Genomic DNA, 17,531 nt, shown 5'->3' with positions numbered 1-17,531 from the left:
TCGACGAGAATGCCGACCGCCAGCGCCAGGCCGCCGAGCGTCATGATGTTGAGGGTCTCGCCGATCATCGACAGCATGATGATGGCGCCAAGGATCGACAGCGGGATCGACACCGCGATGATCACGGTGGAGCGCCAACTGCCGAGGAACAGCAGGATCATGACCGAGGTCAGCAGGGCCGCGATGGCGCCTTCGGTCGCCACGCCGGAAATGGCGCCGCGCACGAAGCCGGACTGGTCGCCGATATAGTTGATCTTCAACCCGTCGGGCAGCGCCGGGCGATAGTCGATCACCTTCTGCTTGATGCCGGCGATGATATCCAGCGTCGAGACCGACCCGGCCTTCAGCACCTGCATTAGCACCGACCGGCTGCCATCGACATGGACGATATTGGTCTGCGGCGAGTTGCCGTCGCGCACCGAGGCGACGTCGCGCACATAGACCATGGCGCCGTTGACGGCGCGGATCGGCAGGTTGCCGAGTTCCTCGATCTTCAGCGGCGAGTTGTTGAGGTTGATGGTGTATTCGAATCCGCCGATCTTCTGGGTGCCGACCGGCGTGATCAGGTTCTGCGCCGCCAGCGCGTTGGCGACGTCCTGGCCGGACAGCCCGCGCGCTTGCAGCGCGCCGGGATTGAGATCGATGGTGACCTGGCGCTGCTTGCCGCCGAACGGGAACGGGATCGCGGCGCCGGGCACGGTGACCAGCTGGGTGCGCAACTGGTTGAAGGCGATATCCTGGAGCTGCTGCTCGTTAAAACCTTCGCCTGACAGCGCGATGTTGATGATCGGCACCGTGGAGGCCGAATAGTTCAGGATCAGCGGCGGCGTCGCGCCCGGCGGCAACTGCCGCAGCAGGGTCTGCGAGATCGCGGTGACCTGGGCATTGGCGGTGCGGATGTCGACATTGGGCTGGAAGAAGATCTTGACGATACCGAAGCCGGCATAGGAATTCGCCACGATGTGTTCGATGTCGTTGACCGTGGTGGTCAGCGAGCGTTCGAACGGCGTGGTGATGCGGCCAGCCATCTGGTCCGGCGGCAGGCCGGTATATTGCCAGATCACGCCGATCACGGGGATGCGGATCTCGGGAAAGATATCGGTCGGCGTGCGCAGCGCGGCCAGCGGGCCGACGATCAGCAGCAGCAGCGCGAGCACGACGAACGTATAGGGCCGGCTCAAAGCGATGCGCACTAAAGCAATCATGAACAGTCAGCCCTCGATGCATGAACGGACGCGACGAGCCCACAGCCCGCCAACCACGCCCCGACAACCCTGTTAACGCAGTCCCCGACGCCCGAATAGCCAGCCGGCGCCGCATGCGCCTATGAGCTTGGTTCATCAGTGGACGACGATGACGTGACGCTGTCGCGCGAGCCGGCAGGCCTCTTCGCACTGCAAGACCTACCCGACCTCAGGCGAAATTGCCAACGCAGCGCCGGTCACGCGCTATCACTTCAACGGGATTGTTAATATTTGCGGTACGTCGTGGCCACGGAACAACAGTTTCAGGCCCGAAGCGACCGGCTGCGTAGATGAACTATTGGTAATGCGCATTTGCTGCGCGGGCGCGTGCCTATTGAGGCAGCCGGGCGATGCGGGATTGAGCGGACCGGCTCCGTGAATTTACCAGGCGCTTGTTTTCTTCTTCCTTCTCCCCCGCGCGAAGCGAAGCTTCGCTAGGTGGGAGAAGGTGGCGCGGCGCAGCCGCGACGGATGAGGGGTAGTGGCGAGGCTCGGAGCTTGGGGCGCCCCCTCACCCGTCTCGAACGCTTCGCATTCGATCCACCCTCTCCCACCCAGCGAAGCTACGCTTCGCGCAGGGGAGAGGAAAGAAAGGGCCGACGGCGCTTACGCCGCGCGTACCGCGCTTAGGAACTTGCCGACCTCGGCCTTTAGCCGGTTGCTGTCACCAGACAGCGACTGCGCGGCCGACAGCACCTGCGACGAGGCCGAGCCGGTTTCGCTGGCGCCGCGCTGCACGTCGGTGATGTTGGACGACACTTCCATGGTGCCCTGCGCGGCCTGCTGCACGTTGCGGGAAATCTCCTGCGTCGCCGCGCCCTGTTCTTCCACCGCCGAGGCGATGGTCGAGGAGATTTCCGACATTCGGCCGATGGTGTCGCCGATCTCCTTGATCGCGTTGACCGACTCCTGCGTCGCCGCCTGGATGCCGGAGATCTGCATGCTGATCTCGCCGGTGGCCTTGGCGGTCTGCTCCGCCAGCGCCTTCACTTCGGAAGCCACCACCGCAAAGCCACGACCGGCTTCGCCGGCACGCGCCGCTTCGATGGTCGCGTTCAGCGCCAGCAGGTTGGTCTGTCCGGCGATGGTGTTGATCAACTCGACCACGTCACCAATCCGCGCAGCGGCCTTGGCGAGTTCACCGACGCGATCGTTGGTCTTGCGCGCCTGATCGACGGCCTGGCCGGCAATCGTCGCCGATTCCTGCACCTGGCGGCTGATCTCGTTGACCGACGACGCCATCTCTTCAGTAGCGGACGCCACCGACTGCACATTGGTGGAGGCTTCTTCCGACGCGGCAGCGACGGCCGTGGTCAATTCCCGCGAACGCTCCGCGGTCGCGGTCAGCGTGCTGGCGGAAGCTTCGAGTTCGGTGGAGGCCGACGACACGGTATCGACGATCTCGCCGATCATCGCTTCGAAATCGCGCGTGATGCCATCGACGCGACGGCCGCGTTCGATCTTGGCTTCGGCATCGACCATCGCGGCCTCGTCCGCGGCCTTCTTGTCGATCAGCGCCTGTTTAAAGACCTGTAGCGAATCCGCCATCGTGCCGATTTCGGTCTTCATGCCCTGATGCGGCACCACCGCTGTCAGATCGCCGGCGCCGAGCGCCTGCATCGGCTGGACGATCGAGGCAATGCCGCGGGAGACGTCCTTGACCAGGTAGATGCCGACGCCGATGGCGAGGACCAGCGACGCGCCCAGAAGGGAAGCCAGCAATCTGAAGGAAAAGGCATAGCTCTCGTTCGCCAGTCTTGCCGTGTCGTCCGCGCCTTGCTTGTTGAAGTCAGCGAGCTTCTTTAGAAACTCGTCGGCATCGCTGCCCACGGGGTTTACAACCTTCTGGTTCAGCTCATGAGCCTCATGAAAGCTCTTGCCAAAATTCTTCCTATCCATCGCGACAACTGTCAGGCTGCCTTTTTCGTATTCGTCCCATTGTCGCTCCCAATCGCGGAAGATGGCTAGTTCACCGGGCGCGCTGATCATTTTGGCATAGGCCGCCCGCTCTTCGGCCGCGCGTTTCGATATCTTGGCCAGTTGCTTTTCCGTCGTATCCATCTGCTCGATGGTTTCCGACAGGATATGTTCGCGCACCACGCCTCGGTAGGCGTTGGTCGATTGGCGCAGGGCGCTGAGCGCTCCGACGCTTGGCAGCCAGTTCGACTGGATTTCAATCGTGTCGGCATTGCTCAACTGCAACTTGCGAATGGAAAACAAGCCCATGACCGTCATCGCAAGCAGCAGGATTGAAAGAACAATCGTGACCTTGGCGCGGATGGAAAGCGAGGCGAGCATCAGCTATGTCCTTAGGCGTGTACCATCGGCGAATCGTCGAACCATATGACGGACACGATCGCGGCTGCCGAACACCGACCTCAATGTCGAGATCAGTTTCACCGACAGATTCTAGCGATGTAGCGTTAAGAAATTAGGCGAAGCACGGTGCGATGGTGCGTCCAAGGAATGCGCGCTGCACGATCACCGCATCAACTGCAGCGCGTCACGGAAGAACTCCGCGCCGCCAAAATTGCCGGATTTCAGCGCCAGCAGCATCGCGGGGGGCGCGCCGACGGCGCGCAGCACCGGCACGCCGGGTGCGATCTCGGCACCGACCAGAAAACCGGGTATGCCGAGCCGGTCCACCACCGCGCCGGAAGTCTCGCCGCCGGCGACCACCAGCCGCCGCACGCCGGCCTGTACCAGACCCTCGGCGAGATCGGCCATCGCCTGCTCGATGGCGTGGCCGGCGGCATCGCGGCCATGGCGGGCCTGCACGGCCGCGACCTGATCCGGCGTCGAGCTCGAGGCGATCAGGATCGGCCCTTGGCCGAGACGCTCTTTGGCCCAGGCCAGCGCCCGCGCGGTCTCCTCCGCGCCGGTGACGATCCGCTCGGGATCGAGACGCAACACCGGCATGGTCTGCTCGGCGCGGGCGATCTGCTGCAGCGTGGCCTGCGAACAACTACCGGCCAGACAGGCCGCGGAACCACCCACAGGATCGTCGGTCGTCGCGCAGACCGGTTGCGACGCGACGCGACCCGACGCCACCAGCGCGCGCGCCAGTCCGAGGCCGAGGCCGGACGCGCCCACCGAGACGCGATGCCCCAGCGCCACCACGCCGAGGGTTTCGAGATCGAGGCCGAACACCGCGTCGGCGATAACAGCACCAAATCCCTTGGCGACGAGACCATCGAGATGCGCCCGCACCGCCTCCGGCCCGCGGGTGACGGTGGCGAGATCGAGCAGGCCGACCTTCGCCGCACTCTGGCGCGCCAGCACCCGCACCAGATTGGAATCGTGCATCGGATTGAGCGGGTGATCCTTCAGCGGGCTCTCGTTCAGCGGCACCGCGCCGACGAACAGGTTGCCCTGGTAGACGGTGCGGCCGGTCTCCGGAAACGCCGGTGTCACCAGCACGATGGCGTCGCCGGAGTCGGCGCGCAGCGCGTCCATCACCGGGCCGATATTGCCGGCGTCGGTGGAGTCGAAGGTCGAGCAGATCTTGAACAGCACGTGATCGGCGCCGCGGCTGCGGATCCACTTTTCGGCGGCGCGCGAGCGCTCTATCGCGAGCCCGGCTTCGATGGAGCGGCTCTTCAGCGACACCACGACGGCATCGACCTCCGGCAGATCGAGATCGTCGGCGGGAATGCCGATGGTCTGCACGGTGCGCAACCCGCAGCGCGTCAGCGTGTTGGCGAGGTCGGAGGCGCCGGTGTAATCGTCGGCGATGCAGCCCAGCGCCAGCGTCATGCTTTCGCTCCGGCATAGGGTTGAAACCAGCCGAGGCCTGCGACGGTGTCGCCGGCCGGGCGATATTCGCAGCCGACGAAGTGCTCGTAGCCGAGCCGGTCGAGTTCCTCGAACAGGAACGGATAGTTCAGCTCCTCGCCGGGCTCATTTCGCGACGGCACGCTGGCGATCTGGATATGCCCGATATGGGGCAGCATCTCGCGCAGCCGCATGGTGACGTCGCCATGCAGGATCTGGCAGTGGTAGATGTCGAACTGCAGGCCGACATTGGGGATTCCCATATCGACGATCAGGTCGCGCGCGAACATGAAGTCATTGAGGAAGTAGCCGGGCACGTCGCGCGAATTGATCGGCTCGATCACCACGTCGATGCCGTGCTCGCCGAGGAAATTCGCTGCCCACTCCAGCGACTTGCGGAACGCCGCCACGGCCTTCGGATCCTTGCGGTCGGCGATGCCCGCCATCAGATGCAGGCGCCGCACGCCGGTGGCCGTGGCATAGGGCAGCGCGGTGTGGATGCTCTGCCGCAACTCGTCGAACTTGTCGGGCCTTGCGGCAAAGCCTTTTTCGCCGGCGTTCCAGTCGCCCGGCGGCAGGTTGAACAGCGCCTGCGTCAGCCCGTTACGCTCCAGCCGCTCCGCGATGGCTTCCACGGGATGCTCGTAGGGAAACAGGAATTCCACCGCGGTGAAGCCGGCCTTCGCTGCGGCATCGAAACGATCGAGGAACGGATGCTCGTTGAACATCATGCTGAGATTGGCGGCGAAGCGGGGCATTTTGGCAGTTTCCCTTGTAGGCGCATGCGTAGTTGGCAGTTAGAGCACCGACCCCTCCCCGTCATTGCGAGGAGCCCTTGCGACGAAGCAATCCAGTCTTTGCTTATGGCCTCTGGATTGCCGCGTCGCTTCGCTCCTCGCAATGACGACTACGCTAGCCATCCCCCGGCAGCTTCGTCCCCGTGACCTTCGCATACATCCGCGCCACCGAGGCGTCGTCGTCGCGGCCCATGCCGGAGGCCGAGGTCATCAGGAACATCTGCAACGCCGCGGCCGACACCGGCACCGGGAATTTCGCCGTGCGCGCCATGTCCTGGATGATGCCGAGGTCCTTGACGAAAATATCTACCGCGCTGCGCGGCGTGTAATCGCCATCGAGCACATGCGGCATGCGATTCTCGAACATCCAGGAATTGCCCGCCGAGGCGGTAATCACCTCATAGACCTTGCGGATGTCGAGCCCCTGCTTGGCGGCAAAGGCGATCGCCTCGGAGGCGGCGGCGATATGCACGCCGGCCAGAAGCTGGTTGATCATCTTGAAGGCCGCGCCCTGCCCTGCGGCGTCGCCTAGCTCGTAGAGCTTGGCGGACATCGCATCGAGCGCCGGCCGGGCCTTGGCAAAAGCCGCCGCGCTGCCGGAGGCCAGGATGGTGAGGCCGCCCTCGGCCGCGCGCTGCGCGCCGCCGGAGATCGGTGCGTCCAAATAGTGCCGGCCGGTGGCCTCGAGCTCCCTGGAGAGCCGTCGCGCCACATCCGGGTCCATGGTCGCGCAGGAGACGAATACGGCGCCCTTCGCCAGGGTCGCGGCGGCACCATTCACGCCGAACAAAATGGCGTCGGTCTGGGCGGCATTGACAACCACGCTGACAATGATGTCGGCATTTTGCGCCGCCGCGGCGGGCGTCGCCGCGCCCTGGCCGCCTTCGCCGACGAAGCGTTTGACGGAGTCCGCCGACACGTCACAGCCGGTCACCGCGAAACCGGCACGTCTCAGGGAGGTCGCCATGCCGTAGCCCATCGAGCCCAGCCCGATTACGGCAACGCGCGGTTTCTCAGATGCAGTCGGCGGCATGCGGCGATCCTTCGGTTTCCTCATGGCCGGCTTGCTGCGCGGCCTTATCGTTCACTTGGCCTTGGGTAACACGGCTTGGCCGTGCGGCGAAAGCGTGTGAAAAAGCCGAAAAGGATTGCCGCGATGGAAACGAAATGGCGCGAGGAAATCTGCCGGCTCGGCCGCTCGTTGTTCGAGCGCGGGCTGACCCCGGGTTCCTCCGGCAATATCAGCGTGCGCTGCGACGACGGCGGCTGGCTGGTGACACCGACCAACGCCTCGCTGGGATCGCTCGACCCGGCGAAACTGTCGCGGCTCGGTTCTGACGGCCGGCTGCTGTCGGGTGACGCCCCCACCAAGGAAGTGCCGCTGCACAGCGCGCTGTACCAGACCCGCAGCGCGGCGCGTGCGGTGGTGCATCTGCATTCCACCCACTCGGTCGCGCTGTCGATGCTCCCCGAGATCGATCCGCGCGCGGCGCTGCCGCCGATGACGCCGTATTACCTGATGAAATGCGGCGCCACGGCGCTGCTGCCGTATTATCGGCCAGGCGACCCGGCGGTAGCCGACGCCATTAAGGGATTGGCCGGCCAGTATTCATCGGTGCTGCTCGCCAACCACGGCCCGGTGGTGTCCGGGGATTCGCTGGAAGCCGCGGTGTACGCCATCGAAGAACTGGAAGAGACCGCGAAACTGTACCTGCTGCTGCGGGGACTGAACCCGCGGTTCCTGTCGCCGGCGCAGGTGAAGGATTTGTCGGACACGTTCGGGCTGGGGTTGGTGGAGCATGACCACCACTCACCGTCGTCATCCTGAGGTGCTCGCCGTCTTCGGCGAGCCTCGAAGGATGCAGCCACAGGGGCCGGTGCTCGCGGCCATCCTTCGAGGCCGTCGCAAGGGCGACGGCACCTCAGGATGACGGTGGTGATTGCGGTGAAAACTCGAACCTACAGCCCCAGATACGCCTTGCGCACATCCGGATTGCCGAGAATCTCCGCGGCGTTGCCCTGCATCTGGACGCGGCCGGTTTGCAGGATGTAGGCGCGGTCGGCGATCTCCAGCACTTCCGACATGCGCTGCTCGACGATCAAGACGGTCATGCCCATGTCGCGGATCTTGACAACCGCCTGGAAAATCTCATCGACCAGCTTCGGCATGATGCCCTGCGACGGCTCGTCCAGCATCAGCAGCCGCGGACGGGTCATCAGCGCGCGGCCGATCGCGAGCATCTGCTGCTCGCCGCCCGACAGCGTTTCGGCGCGCTGCTCGAGGCGTTCCGACAAACGTGGGAACAGCTCGAACACCAGCTTCAGAGGCTCATCGCGATCCGGCTTGCCGCGATACATGTAGCTGCCGAGCCGCAGGTTGTCGCCGACCGAGAGGCGCGGAAACAGCCGGCGGTTTTCCGGCACGTAGGCAATGCCGCGCGCGGTGATCAGATGCTGCGGCACGCCGTTGATCTGTTCGCCGTCGAAGGTCACGGTGCCGGAGCGCGGACGCTCGGCGCCGGCGATGGTCTTGATCAGCGTCGATTTGCCGGCGCCATTGGCGCCGCAGACCGCGACGATCTCGCCCTTGGCGACTTCGATGGTGACGGAAGAAATCGCGACCAGCCCCTGATAGGCGGTGGTGACTTCATGCACTGATAGCATGACGATCCCCGAGGTAAGCGCTGATGACTTCCGGATGCCGCACGACGTCCGTGGGCTTGCCCTCGACGAGGACTTTTCCGAGATTGAGCACGATGGCGCGGTCGACCAGCGGCATGACGATTTCCATGACGTGCTCGACCATCAGGACGGTGACGCCGGTCTCGCGGACCTTGCGGACCAAAGCGACGCCGGACTGCGCCTCCAGCGGCGTCAGGCCGGTGAGGCATTCGTCGAGCAGCAGCAGCTTCGGTTCGGTGGCCAGCGCGCGCGCCACTTCGAGGCGGCGCTTCTCCGACGGAATGAGCTGGCTGGCGAGCACGTTGGCGCGCGCGCCGAGGCCGCAGAATTCCAGCACTTCCTGCGCCTTGCGGCGGGCGTCGCGCATCACCGTGGTGCGCACCAGCGCACCGACGATGACGTTGTCGATCACCGTCATGGTCTCGAAGCTCTTCACCACCTGGAAGGTGCGGGCGATGCCGCGCTGGCAACGTTCCGCGGCCGGCATGCGGGTGACGTCCTCGCCGTTGAACCAGATCGACCCTTGCGTCGGCGGCAGCACGCCGGCGATCAGGTTGAACAGAGTCGACTTGCCGGCGCCATTGGGACCGATCAGGCCAACGATCTCGCCGGCGCCGACCGAAATCGAGACATCGCTGTTGGCGATCAGGCCGCCGAAGCGCTGCCAGACGCCGCGGGTTTCAAGCAGGGGCGTCGTCATTGCGGCACTCCTTTGGAAGCCGGTTTGCGCGAGAACAGGCCGATGAGGCCTTCCGGCCGCGCCAGCGAGATCAGCACGATCACCGCACCGTAGAGGATGAGATCGACGCCGCGGCCGGAGCCGCCGAGATAATTTCGCGTGAGTTCGGTGAGCGGAATCAAAATCACCGCGCCGAGCACCGGCCCCCACAACGTGCCGATACCGCCCAGCACCGCCGGCAACGCCATCAGCAGCGAGAACTGGAAGGTCATGACGCTGTCCGGATCGATGTAGGAGACATATTGCGCGTAGAACGCGCCGCCAATGGCGGTCATGAAGGCGGAGATCGCGGCGGCGCCCATCTTGGAATTGAACACCACCACGCCGAGGCTTTCGGCCGCGTCCGGATTGTCCTTCACCGCGCGCCACCAGAAACCCCATTTGGAATTTTCCAGCTTCCAGGTCACCAGCCAGGCGACGCAGCAGAACACCAGCGCGAAGTAGTAATAGGGCAGCTTGCTCCTGGTGAACTGGAACTTGGCCCAGCTATCGCCGCGCACGGGCACGTCGATGCCCAGCGCCGCGCCGGCATAATCCCAGTTGTGGAACAGCAGCAGGCCGATCTCGGCGATGACGATGGTGGCGATGACGAAATAGTGCCCGCGCAGCCGGAAGGTGGGATAGCCCAGCCCCAGCGCGATGAGCGCGGAGATCGTGCCGCCGGCCACCATGCCGAACCACGGCAGCACACCGAATTTCGTGAACAGCAGCGTCGTGGTGTAGGCGCCGAGGCCGAAATACAGCGCGTGGCCGAGCGAGATCTGGCCGCAATAGCCGCTGAGGATATTCCAGCTCTGCGACAGCGCCGCCCACATCAGGGTCAGCACCATGATGTTCTGGATGTTGACGTCCTTGACGAAGAACGGGACGACGGCGGCGAGCGCGGCCAGGAAGATGGCCAGGATCAGGTCGCGGCGGCGGCTCTGGGCGAAGGTTGTATCCATCAGATCGATCCGAACAGGCCGCGGGGCCGGATGAACACCACCAGCAGATAGACGGCGTAGATGCCCACCGACTTCAGCGACGGCGGCAGAATGAGCGCGGTGGAAGCCTCGACGAGGCCGACGATGATGCCGCCGGCGAAAGCGCCGAATACCGAGCCGAAGCCGCCCAGCGCCACGGTGACATAGGCGATCAGCGCGAACGACGCGCCGACATCGGGATAGATATAGAAGAACGACGCCATCACCGCGCCGGCGAGGCCGACCAGCGCGGAGCCGAGGCCCCAGCCGAGCGCGAACACCTTGTTCTTGTCGATGCCGACCAGCGCCACGGCGCCGGCGTCTTCCCGCGTAGCTTCAAGGGCGCGGCCGAAATCGGTCTTCTTGATGAAAAAGAACAGCGCGCCGAAGGCGGCGACCGAGATCAGCGCGCCGACCAGCTGCGGCACCGGCAGGAAGATGCCGCCGAACGACACCGTCTTGCCGCCGAGCCAGGAGGTCGGGATGCTGCGATAGTCCGGGGTGAAGAAGAACTGCGCGAGGCCGCGCATCAGGATGGCCAAACCGAAGGTGGTGAAGATCTGCACCATGCCGATATTGGCCTTGGCCCGCATGGCGAAGCGCACAATCAGCAGATAGATCACCGCGCCGAACACGAACATCCCGGCGGCCACCAGCGGCGCCGCCAGCAGCGGATCGACCGCGAAGAACGCGAACAGGAAGAACGCGCCATACATCGCCAGCATCAGGAACTCGCCATGGGCGAAGTTGGTCACGTCCATCAGACCGAAGATCAGCGCAAGGCCGACCGCGATCAGGCCGTAGAGCAGCCCCATCAGCAATCCGCTGGCGAGGCTCTGGATTATCGTCGCGGCGGTCAAGTTGCGATCCTCTCAGTGTCGTAGAGTGAAGGCGGCAGTAGTATCCCTCCCCCAAGCGCTGCACAGCAGCGCGCGGTGGGGAGGGTCGGCCGAACGGACGACGATGCGATAGCATCGTCGGGAGTGGAGGCCGGGGTGGGGGCGCCGCGGGCGAAAGCGTCTGTGGCGCCCCCCACGCGACCGGCCTATCGGCCGGCCACCCTCCCCACCGCAAGTGCGGGGGGAGGGAAAAAGCCGCCGCCCGGTTAGTCGTGATCGCTCAATAGAGCGACCGCTTACTTCATCGGCCAGACGGCTTCGGCGACCGCGCCCTGCGGCGGATAGATGGTCTCGAACTTGCCGCCATTGTACTGCAGCAGCACCGGGTTGGCGAAGTTGTTCTGGCCCATGTCGTCGAACTTGACCTTTTCCCACGGCATGATGGTGACGTCGCCCGGCATGTCGGTGGCGACCAGGGCTTCGCGGATCTTCTCGCCGTCGGTGGACTTGGCGCGGTTGATGGCATCGGCCATCACGATCAGGCCCATGAACTGGCGCGACGAGTAGTCGTTGAAGTCCTTGCCCGACTTCTCCTTGTACAGGTCGTTGATCTTGCCGACCATCGGCCGCTTGGCGGCGAGATCGAGCGAGAACGAACCGCGCGAGATCACGCCTGGGATCTTGTCGCCGACCGCGTCGTACAGCGCCTTCTCGGAGAAGCCGGCGTCCTGGGCCACAATATTTTTGGCCTTGTAGCCGAGTTCGCCCATGGTCTTGATCAGCAGGATGCCGTCGGTGGTGTAGCTCGACGGCATCAGCACGTCGGCATCGGCTGCCTTGAGCTGCTGCACTTCGGCGGTGAGCGACGGCGAGTTGGCGCGGTACTTGATGTCGGCGACGATCTTGTAGCCGCGGTCGGCAGCGAGCTTGAGCTGCGCGTTGGCGGAGTCGGTGCCGAAGATGGTGTCTTCATGGAACAGCGCCAGGGTCTCGATCTTCTGGCCCTTCTTCTTCATCGCATCGAAGAAGTCGAACATCGCGGTCGAGAACATTTCGTCATGGGGTGCTGCGCGGAAGTAGAACTTGAGGCCGCGGCGATGCAGGCTGGGCGACGAGTTGTCGGCCGAGATGTAGGGGATCTGGTAGCGCTCGCAGATCTGGCTGACGGTGACCGCCACGGAGCTCTGGTAGCTGCCGACGATGGCGCAGACCTTCTCCTGGGTGATCAGGCGCTCGGCTTCGGCGCGGCCCTTCTGCGGATCGGCCTGATGGTCGGCGAATACGAGGCGCACCTTGGCGCCGCCGAGACCGCTAAAGCCTTCGCCCTTCGCCATCGGCAGCGCGAAATCATGGTCCTTGTTGATGATGTCGGCCGCGGTTTCGAACGCCTTCTGGGCATCGACGCCGATCTGCGCGCTGGCGCCGGACAGCGGATAGATCACGCCGATCACGACTTCCTTGACCTGCGCGCGGACAGCAGTGGTGGCAAGCGGCAGCAGCGCGGCGGAGGCAGCGCCTCCCAGCAGTACGTTTCGGCGAGAGATTGTCATATCGTGATCCTTTGTGACCGGCGGCTATCGATGAAACTAATCAAGGGTACGGTAAAGCCTGAAAGATCGGCAAGCTGCTTCTTATAAAACAGCCAAATGCTTATTCTGGAGGTCGGTAACGAGCATCACTCCGGGCGCGTGGGTGATCGCGAACGGCACGCGCGCCGCAGCGATGACGGCTTGCGGCGTGACGCCGCAGGCCCAGAACACCGGGATCTCATCGTCGTGAATTTGCACGGCGTCGCCATAGTCGGGCTTGTTGATGTCACTGATGCCGATCGACTGCGGCAGACCGAGATGCACCGGCGCGCCGTGCACCGCGGGGAAGCGTGACGTGATCTGCACCGCGCGGATTGCGTCGGCCGGCTTCAGCGGCCGCATCGACACCACCATCGGACCGGCGAACGGACCTGCCGGCTTGCAGGCGATATTGGTGCGGTACATCGGCACCAGGACATCCTGTTCGATGTGACGGATCGGCAGGTCGTCGGCCAGCATCGCCTCTTCGAACGAATAGGAGCAACCGATCACGAACGAGACCAGATCGTCGCGCCAGTATTTCATCACCTCGGCCGGCCGGTCGATCGCCTCGCCATTCTCCCACACCACGTAGCGCGGAATGTCGGTGCGGATATCGAGATCGAGACCCAGCGAAGGAATCCGGGGATCGCCGACTTCCGACATGCCGATGATCGGGCATGGCTTCGGATTGAGCTGGCAGAAGCGATGGAAGGCGCCCGCCTGCGCTTCCGGCAGGATCACCAGGTTGCCCTGGACGAAGCCGGGGGCAACGCCGGCGGTCGAGCCATATTTGCCGGCGCGGTAGTCGCGGCGCGCCTGGACGCTCGGAGACACCGCGTCGGCGCCGTCGAGGTGCTGCTGTGCCGCTAAATCAGCCATAACGTCGCCCTGCCTATTATCTCGACAGTGATGAAAACCTATGTCTACTATAAAGTCTAATCTTACTTTTTAATCGGGATCGATAAAATATTTTTATCGATCCGAGGGCGGCTAGAGAAATGGTGGACTTCAAGGCAATCGAGACCTTCCTGTGGGTCGTGACGCTCGGCAGCTTCCGGGGCGCGGCTCACAAACTCAACACCACCCAGCCGGCGATCTCGCAGCGGATCGCCCAGCTCGAACGCGAACTCGGCGTCAGGCTGCTGCAGCGCGACCACCGCGTGGCGTCGCCGACGCCAGCAGGTCGCCAGATGATGGTCTACGCGGAAAAGCTGATCGGACTGCGCTCGGAGATGATGGCCGCGGTCGGCAACCGCTCGGCGATGCACGGCGTGCTGCGGCTCGGCGTCGCCGAGACCATCGTGCATACCTGGCTGTCGCGACTGATCAAGGACGTCAACATCGCCTATCCCAACCTGTCGCTCGAGATCGAGGTCGACATCACGCCGAACCTGAACGCGCGGCTGCAGGCGCAGGAGATCGATCTCGCCTTCGTGCTCGGGCCGCTATCGACCCCCAATGTTCACAACCGGGTGCTGTGCGACTACCCGGTCGGATTCCTCGCCAGCCCCTCGCTCAAGCTTGGCGATGGCCCGCTCTCGGTGCACGATCTCGCGAAATTTCCCATCATCACCTTTTCGCGCAAGACCCGACCCTACGAGATCGTGCGTTCGCTGTTCAACCGGCCTGACCTGCCGCCGATCCGGCTGCACGCCAGTGCATCGATGTCCACCGTGATCCACATGGCGATCGAGGGGCTCGGCATCGCGCTGATCCCCACGGCGATTATCGAGAACGAATTGGCGTCCGGACGACTGCAGCTGCTCTGCACCGATCTGAAAATTGCGCCGCTGACGTTTTCGGCCAGCTGGCTGGCGTCGCCGGACACGGTCGCGATCGAACTCGTCGCCGATCTCGCCACCAAGCTTGCGCAGGAAAGCACGTCGGTTGACGCGCCCGCCTGACCGCGTCATTGAAAAGCAAGCGTCATCAACAAAAATTTCGAGGCCAACTGCATGACCCAGATCGCAACCAATTTGCAAATCGATTCCGCGCGGCTCTGGGGCACCATTCACGAAACCGCAAAGTTCGGCGGCACGCCGAAGGGCGGCGTGAAGCGGCTGACGCTCGGTCCTGAGGACAAGCAGGTCCGCGACTGGTTTCGCGCCGCGTGCGAAGCCGCCGGCTGCGAGGTGCATGTCGATGCGCTGGGTTCGATGTTCGCGCTGCGCAAGGGACGCGACATGTCGAAGCCGCCGATCGGCCTCGGCTCGCATCTCGACACCCAGCCCACTGGCGGCAAGTTCGACGGCGTGCTGGGCACGCTGGCCGCGCTAGAAGTGGTGCGCACGTTGAACGACGCCGGCATCGAGACCGAGCTGCCAATCTGCATCGCCAACTGGACCAACGAGGAAGGCTCACGGTTCGCGCCGGCGATGATGGCGTCGGCGGCCTATGTCGGCGACTTCACCACCGATGACATCCTGTCCCGCAAGGATAGCGCCGGCGTCACCGTCGGCGAAGCCCTCGACTCGATCGGCTATCGCGGCGACGTCGCGGTCGGCACGCAGAAATTCACCGGCTTCGTCGAACTGCACATCGAGCAGGGCCCGATCCTGGAGGCCGAAGGCAAGACCATCGGCGTGGTGGATTCCGGCCAGGGCGTGCTGTGGTATGACGGCCAGATCACCGGCTTCGAAAGCCATGCCGGCTCGACGCCGATGACATTGCGCCGCGACGCGCTGGCGACGCTGTCGGAGATCGTGCTGGCGGTGGAGCGCATCGCTTCGGGTTTTGGGCCGAAGGCGGTCGGCACCATCGGCGAGGCGGTGATCGCCAGCCCTTCGCGCAACGTGATTCCCGGCGAGATCGCCTTCACCGTGGACATGCGCAGCGCCGATGCCGAGATCATGGACCATCTCGACAAGGCGCTGACGGCCGCGGTGGCCGAGATCGCCGCGCATCGCAAGGTCGAGGTCAAGCTCGAAAAAGTCTGGCACAAGCCGCCGACGCATTTCGACAAGGCGCTGGTGGACGCGGTCGAGAATGCCGCGCAGGCGCTGGGCTACAGCCATCGCCGCATCACCTCCGGCGCCGGCCACGATTCCTGCAATCTCAACACCATCATGCCGGCGGCGATGGTGTTCGTGCCGTGCAAGGACGGCATCAGCCACAACGAGCTGGAAGACGCCACCCAGGCCGACTGCACCGCCGGCGCCAATGTCCTGATGCACACCGTGCTGGCCCTCGCCGGCGTCGCGACCAAGTAAACAAAATACCCCCGCGATGACGGCTGCTAGAGTGCGATTCATTTTGGTAGATCTTGTCCCGGACGCGGTGCACTGCGCCTCCGCAGGAGGCGTGGTGCACCGCAGAGCCGGGACCGCCAAAAACTCCAGCGTCTGGTACGGTCCCGGCTCTGCGGAGCGGCACAAGAGTGCCGCACCGCGTCCGGGACACGATTCAAAGCGCTTCAATCTCGATGAATGCAGACTTCTAGAAACGACAACCCGAAAGCAAAACTCCCATGCGCGCTGTATTTGTCGATGCCAGTGAATCGCTGGCGATGATTGTCGAACGGCTGGCCCTGCCCGGCGATATCGCGGTGAAGATTCATCGTGATGCCGATGTGAAGCCGGACGAACTGCCGGGCGTGCTCGATGGCGCCGAGATCGCCATCGTCGATCACACCTATCTGCCCACCGACATCGCGAAGAAATGTACCGGCCTGAAGCATGTGGTGTTTCTCGGCACCGGCGCGCGCAGCTACATGAATCCGGAAGAACTCGCCGGGCTCGGCATCGAGGTGCACCTGATCCGCGGCTATGGCGACACCGCGGTGGCCGAATGCGCCATCGCGCTGATGTGGGCGAGCGCCCGCGGCCTCGCCAAAATGGACCGCGAAATGCGCGCCGGCAACTGGCTGCGCGACGATGGCATGGAATTGACCGGCAAGACGCTGGGCCTGATCGGCTTCGGCGGCATCGCGGCGGAAGCCGCGCGCATTGCGCTCGGCAGCGGCATGAAGGTGATCGCCTGGAATCGGTCGCCGAAGCAATATCCCGGCGTCGATTTCGTCGATATCGATACCCTGCTGGCACAAAGCCATGTGGTCTCGCTGCACCTGCTGCTCAACGACGGCACCCGCGGCTTCCTCACCCGCGCGCGCATCGCGCAGATGAAGCCGGGCGCCATTCTCGTCAACACCGCACGCGGCGCCGTGGTCGACGAAGCCGCGATGATCGACGCGTTGAAATCCGGCCACCTGCGCCACGCCGGGCTCGACGTGTTCGACATCGAGCCGTTGCCGGCCGGCCATCCGCTGACCGCGCTGCCCAATGTGACGCTGTCGGCGCACTCCGCGTTCCGCACGCCGGAAGCGAGCGACAACCTGATCGCCGCGGCGTGGGCGCATTGCCGCAGGATCGCAGCGGGCTGACAAGAAGAACTGTCGTCCCGGGCCAGCGAGCAAAGCGAGCGCCGACCCGGGACCCATAGCCGCTGTCATCATGTCTGGCGCTGTAGCAGCGATCGTCCATAACAGCGGCAGACAGAGGCTATGGGTCCCCGCTTTCGCGGGGACGACGACAGCGTCCTACTCCACCATCTCAGCCACGGCCTTGCCGCACGCGCCGGTGTCGGCCTGGCCACCGAGATCGCGGGTGCGCAACGTGCGTTCGCCGAGCGTGCGCTCGATCGCCTTGACGATCGAGTCCGCCGCGGTCTTTTCACCGAGGTGCTCGAGCATCATGGCGCCGGACCAGATCATGCCGATCGGATTGGCGATGCCCATGCCTGCGATATCCGGCGCCGAGCCGTGCACCGGCTCGAACACCGACGGGAAATCGCCGGCCGGATTGATGTTGCCCGACGGCGCGATGCCGATGGTGCCGGTGCAGGCCGGGCCTAGATCCGACAGGATGTCGCCGAACAGGTTGGAGCCGACCACGACGTCGAACTTGTCGGGGTTCAGCACGAAATGCG

The 17,531-nt window shown here is 64.5% G+C and carries 16 protein-coding genes; 4 read left to right on the top strand and 12 right to left on the bottom strand.

Translation table 11 applies throughout. The annotated features are described in order from the left end of the window. The 5 genes from JWR89_RS00270 to ltnD form a co-directional block, all read right to left on the bottom strand. Positions 1-1,205 (bottom strand): efflux RND transporter permease subunit (locus JWR89_RS00270; protein WP_299710286.1); only part of this gene is annotated, 1,205 nt, incomplete at its 3' end. Positions 1,206-1,850: 645 nt separating this feature from the next. Next, positions 1,851-3,542 (bottom strand): methyl-accepting chemotaxis protein, encoded by a 1,692-nt coding sequence (locus JWR89_RS00265; RefSeq protein WP_299710284.1) that lies wholly within the window; start codon positions 3,540-3,542, stop codon positions 1,851-1,853. A gap of 183 nt (positions 3,543-3,725) precedes the next feature. Beyond that, the gene (gene otnK, locus JWR89_RS00260) at positions 3,726-5,000 is read right to left on the bottom strand and encodes a 3-oxo-tetronate kinase (RefSeq protein WP_299710282.1); all 1,275 of its coding nucleotides are present in this window, start codon (positions 4,998-5,000) and stop codon (positions 3,726-3,728) included. Further along, positions 4,997-5,776 (bottom strand): 2-oxo-tetronate isomerase, encoded by a 780-nt coding sequence (otnI, locus tag JWR89_RS00255; protein WP_299710281.1) that lies wholly within the window; start codon positions 5,774-5,776, stop codon positions 4,997-4,999. The genes otnK and otnI overlap by 4 nt, the downstream gene beginning before the upstream one ends. A gap of 154 nt (positions 5,777-5,930) precedes the next feature. Next, the gene (gene ltnD / locus JWR89_RS00250) at positions 5,931-6,848 is read right to left on the bottom strand and encodes an L-threonate dehydrogenase (RefSeq protein WP_299710279.1); all 918 of its coding nucleotides are present in this window, start codon (positions 6,846-6,848) and stop codon (positions 5,931-5,933) included. A 123-nt stretch (positions 6,849-6,971) separates the two neighbouring features. On the opposite strand from ltnD, the gene JWR89_RS00245 reads away from it, so the two are divergent. After that, positions 6,972-7,643: an aldolase gene (locus JWR89_RS00245; protein WP_299710277.1), complete on the top strand. Its 672-nt coding sequence runs from the start codon at positions 6,972-6,974 to the stop codon at positions 7,641-7,643. Positions 7,644-7,774: 131 nt separating this feature from the next. On the opposite strand, the gene JWR89_RS00240 is transcribed toward JWR89_RS00245, so the two are convergent. The 6 genes from JWR89_RS00240 to JWR89_RS00215 all read right to left on the bottom strand — a co-directional run bounded on the left by JWR89_RS00240 (position 7,775) and on the right by JWR89_RS00215 (position 13,487). Beyond that, positions 7,775-8,479, bottom strand: a complete 705-nt coding sequence (locus JWR89_RS00240) for an ABC transporter ATP-binding protein (protein ID WP_299710275.1) — start codon at positions 8,477-8,479, stop codon at positions 7,775-7,777. Then, positions 8,463-9,197 (bottom strand): ABC transporter ATP-binding protein, encoded by a 735-nt coding sequence (locus JWR89_RS00235; RefSeq protein WP_299710274.1) that lies wholly within the window; start codon positions 9,195-9,197, stop codon positions 8,463-8,465. The genes JWR89_RS00240 and JWR89_RS00235 overlap by 17 nt, the downstream gene beginning before the upstream one ends. Continuing rightward, entirely contained in the window at positions 9,194-10,180 is a 987-nt protein-coding gene (locus JWR89_RS00230; RefSeq protein WP_299710272.1) for a branched-chain amino acid ABC transporter permease, read from the bottom strand. The genes JWR89_RS00235 and JWR89_RS00230 overlap by 4 nt, the downstream gene beginning before the upstream one ends. Beyond that, positions 10,180-11,058 carry a branched-chain amino acid ABC transporter permease gene (locus JWR89_RS00225; RefSeq protein ID WP_299710271.1) on the bottom strand — a complete coding sequence of 293 codons (879 nt, stop codon included), beginning with the start codon at positions 11,056-11,058 and terminating at the stop codon, positions 10,180-10,182. The genes JWR89_RS00230 and JWR89_RS00225 overlap by 1 nt, the downstream gene beginning before the upstream one ends. Positions 11,059-11,333: 275 nt before the next feature. Continuing rightward, positions 11,334-12,587, bottom strand: coding sequence for an ABC transporter substrate-binding protein (locus tag JWR89_RS00220; RefSeq protein WP_299710269.1), 1,254 nt, complete (start codon positions 12,585-12,587; stop codon positions 11,334-11,336). Positions 12,588-12,668: 81 nt separating this feature from the next. After that, entirely contained in the window at positions 12,669-13,487 is an 819-nt protein-coding gene (locus JWR89_RS00215) for a putative hydro-lyase (protein WP_299710268.1), read from the bottom strand. Between the two features lie 119 nt (positions 13,488-13,606). Here JWR89_RS00215 and JWR89_RS00210 point away from each other — a divergent pair, with 119 nt between their 5' ends. The 3 genes from JWR89_RS00210 (at position 13,607) to JWR89_RS00200 (ending at position 16,986) form a co-directional block, all read left to right on the top strand. Continuing rightward, positions 13,607-14,512 carry a LysR family transcriptional regulator gene (locus JWR89_RS00210; RefSeq protein WP_299710266.1) on the top strand — a complete coding sequence of 302 codons (906 nt, stop codon included), beginning with the start codon at positions 13,607-13,609 and terminating at the stop codon, positions 14,510-14,512. A gap of 51 nt (positions 14,513-14,563) precedes the next feature. Further along, positions 14,564-15,817, top strand: coding sequence for a Zn-dependent hydrolase (locus JWR89_RS00205; RefSeq protein ID WP_299710264.1), 1,254 nt, complete (start codon positions 14,564-14,566; stop codon positions 15,815-15,817). Positions 15,818-16,074: 257 nt separating this feature from the next. After that, the gene (locus tag JWR89_RS00200) at positions 16,075-16,986 is read left to right on the top strand and encodes an NAD(P)-dependent oxidoreductase (RefSeq protein ID WP_299710262.1); all 912 of its coding nucleotides are present in this window, start codon (positions 16,075-16,077) and stop codon (positions 16,984-16,986) included. Positions 16,987-17,142: 156 nt separating this feature from the next. On the opposite strand, the gene JWR89_RS00195 is transcribed toward JWR89_RS00200, so the two are convergent. Beyond that, positions 17,143-17,531: isocitrate/isopropylmalate family dehydrogenase (locus tag JWR89_RS00195; RefSeq protein WP_299710259.1), on the bottom strand; the 389-nt coding region annotated here is incomplete at its 5' end.

The sequence above is a fragment of the Tardiphaga sp. genome (assembly GCF_028290785.1).
Lineage (GTDB): Bacteria > Pseudomonadota > Alphaproteobacteria > Rhizobiales > Xanthobacteraceae > Tardiphaga.
Note: the sequence above shows the minus strand (reverse complement) of the source record. Positions and strands in the feature narration are given on the sequence as shown.

Bases quoted from the DNA above. Each gene is read 5' to 3' on its own strand.
- JWR89_RS00230 (WP_299710272.1), bottom strand. From the start codon at position 10,180: ATGGATACAACCTTCGCCCAGAGCCGCCGCCGCGACCTGATCCTGGCC.
- JWR89_RS00265 (WP_299710284.1), bottom strand. From the start codon at position 3,542: ATGCTCGCCTCGCTTTCCATCCGCGCCAAGGTCACGATTGTTCTTTCA.
- JWR89_RS00215 (WP_299710268.1), bottom strand. From the start codon at position 13,487: ATGGCTGATTTAGCGGCACAGCAGCACCTCGACGGCGCCGACGCGGTG.
- JWR89_RS00245 (WP_299710277.1), top strand. From the start codon at position 6,972: ATGGAAACGAAATGGCGCGAGGAAATCTGCCGGCTCGGCCGCTCGTTG.
- JWR89_RS00220 (WP_299710269.1), bottom strand. From the start codon at position 12,587: ATGACAATCTCTCGCCGAAACGTACTGCTGGGAGGCGCTGCCTCCGCC.
- otnK (WP_299710282.1), bottom strand. From the start codon at position 5,000: ATGACGCTGGCGCTGGGCTGCATCGCCGACGATTACACCGGCGCCTCC.
- ltnD (WP_299710279.1), bottom strand. From the start codon at position 6,848: ATGCCGCCGACTGCATCTGAGAAACCGCGCGTTGCCGTAATCGGGCTG.
- JWR89_RS00210 (WP_299710266.1), top strand. From the start codon at position 13,607: ATGGTGGACTTCAAGGCAATCGAGACCTTCCTGTGGGTCGTGACGCTC.
- JWR89_RS00200 (WP_299710262.1), top strand. From the start codon at position 16,075: ATGCGCGCTGTATTTGTCGATGCCAGTGAATCGCTGGCGATGATTGTC.
- JWR89_RS00235 (WP_299710274.1), bottom strand. From the start codon at position 9,197: ATGACGACGCCCCTGCTTGAAACCCGCGGCGTCTGGCAGCGCTTCGGC.
- JWR89_RS00240 (WP_299710275.1), bottom strand. From the start codon at position 8,479: ATGCTATCAGTGCATGAAGTCACCACCGCCTATCAGGGGCTGGTCGCG.
- JWR89_RS00205 (WP_299710264.1), top strand. From the start codon at position 14,564: ATGACCCAGATCGCAACCAATTTGCAAATCGATTCCGCGCGGCTCTGG.
- otnI (WP_299710281.1), bottom strand. From the start codon at position 5,776: ATGCCCCGCTTCGCCGCCAATCTCAGCATGATGTTCAACGAGCATCCG.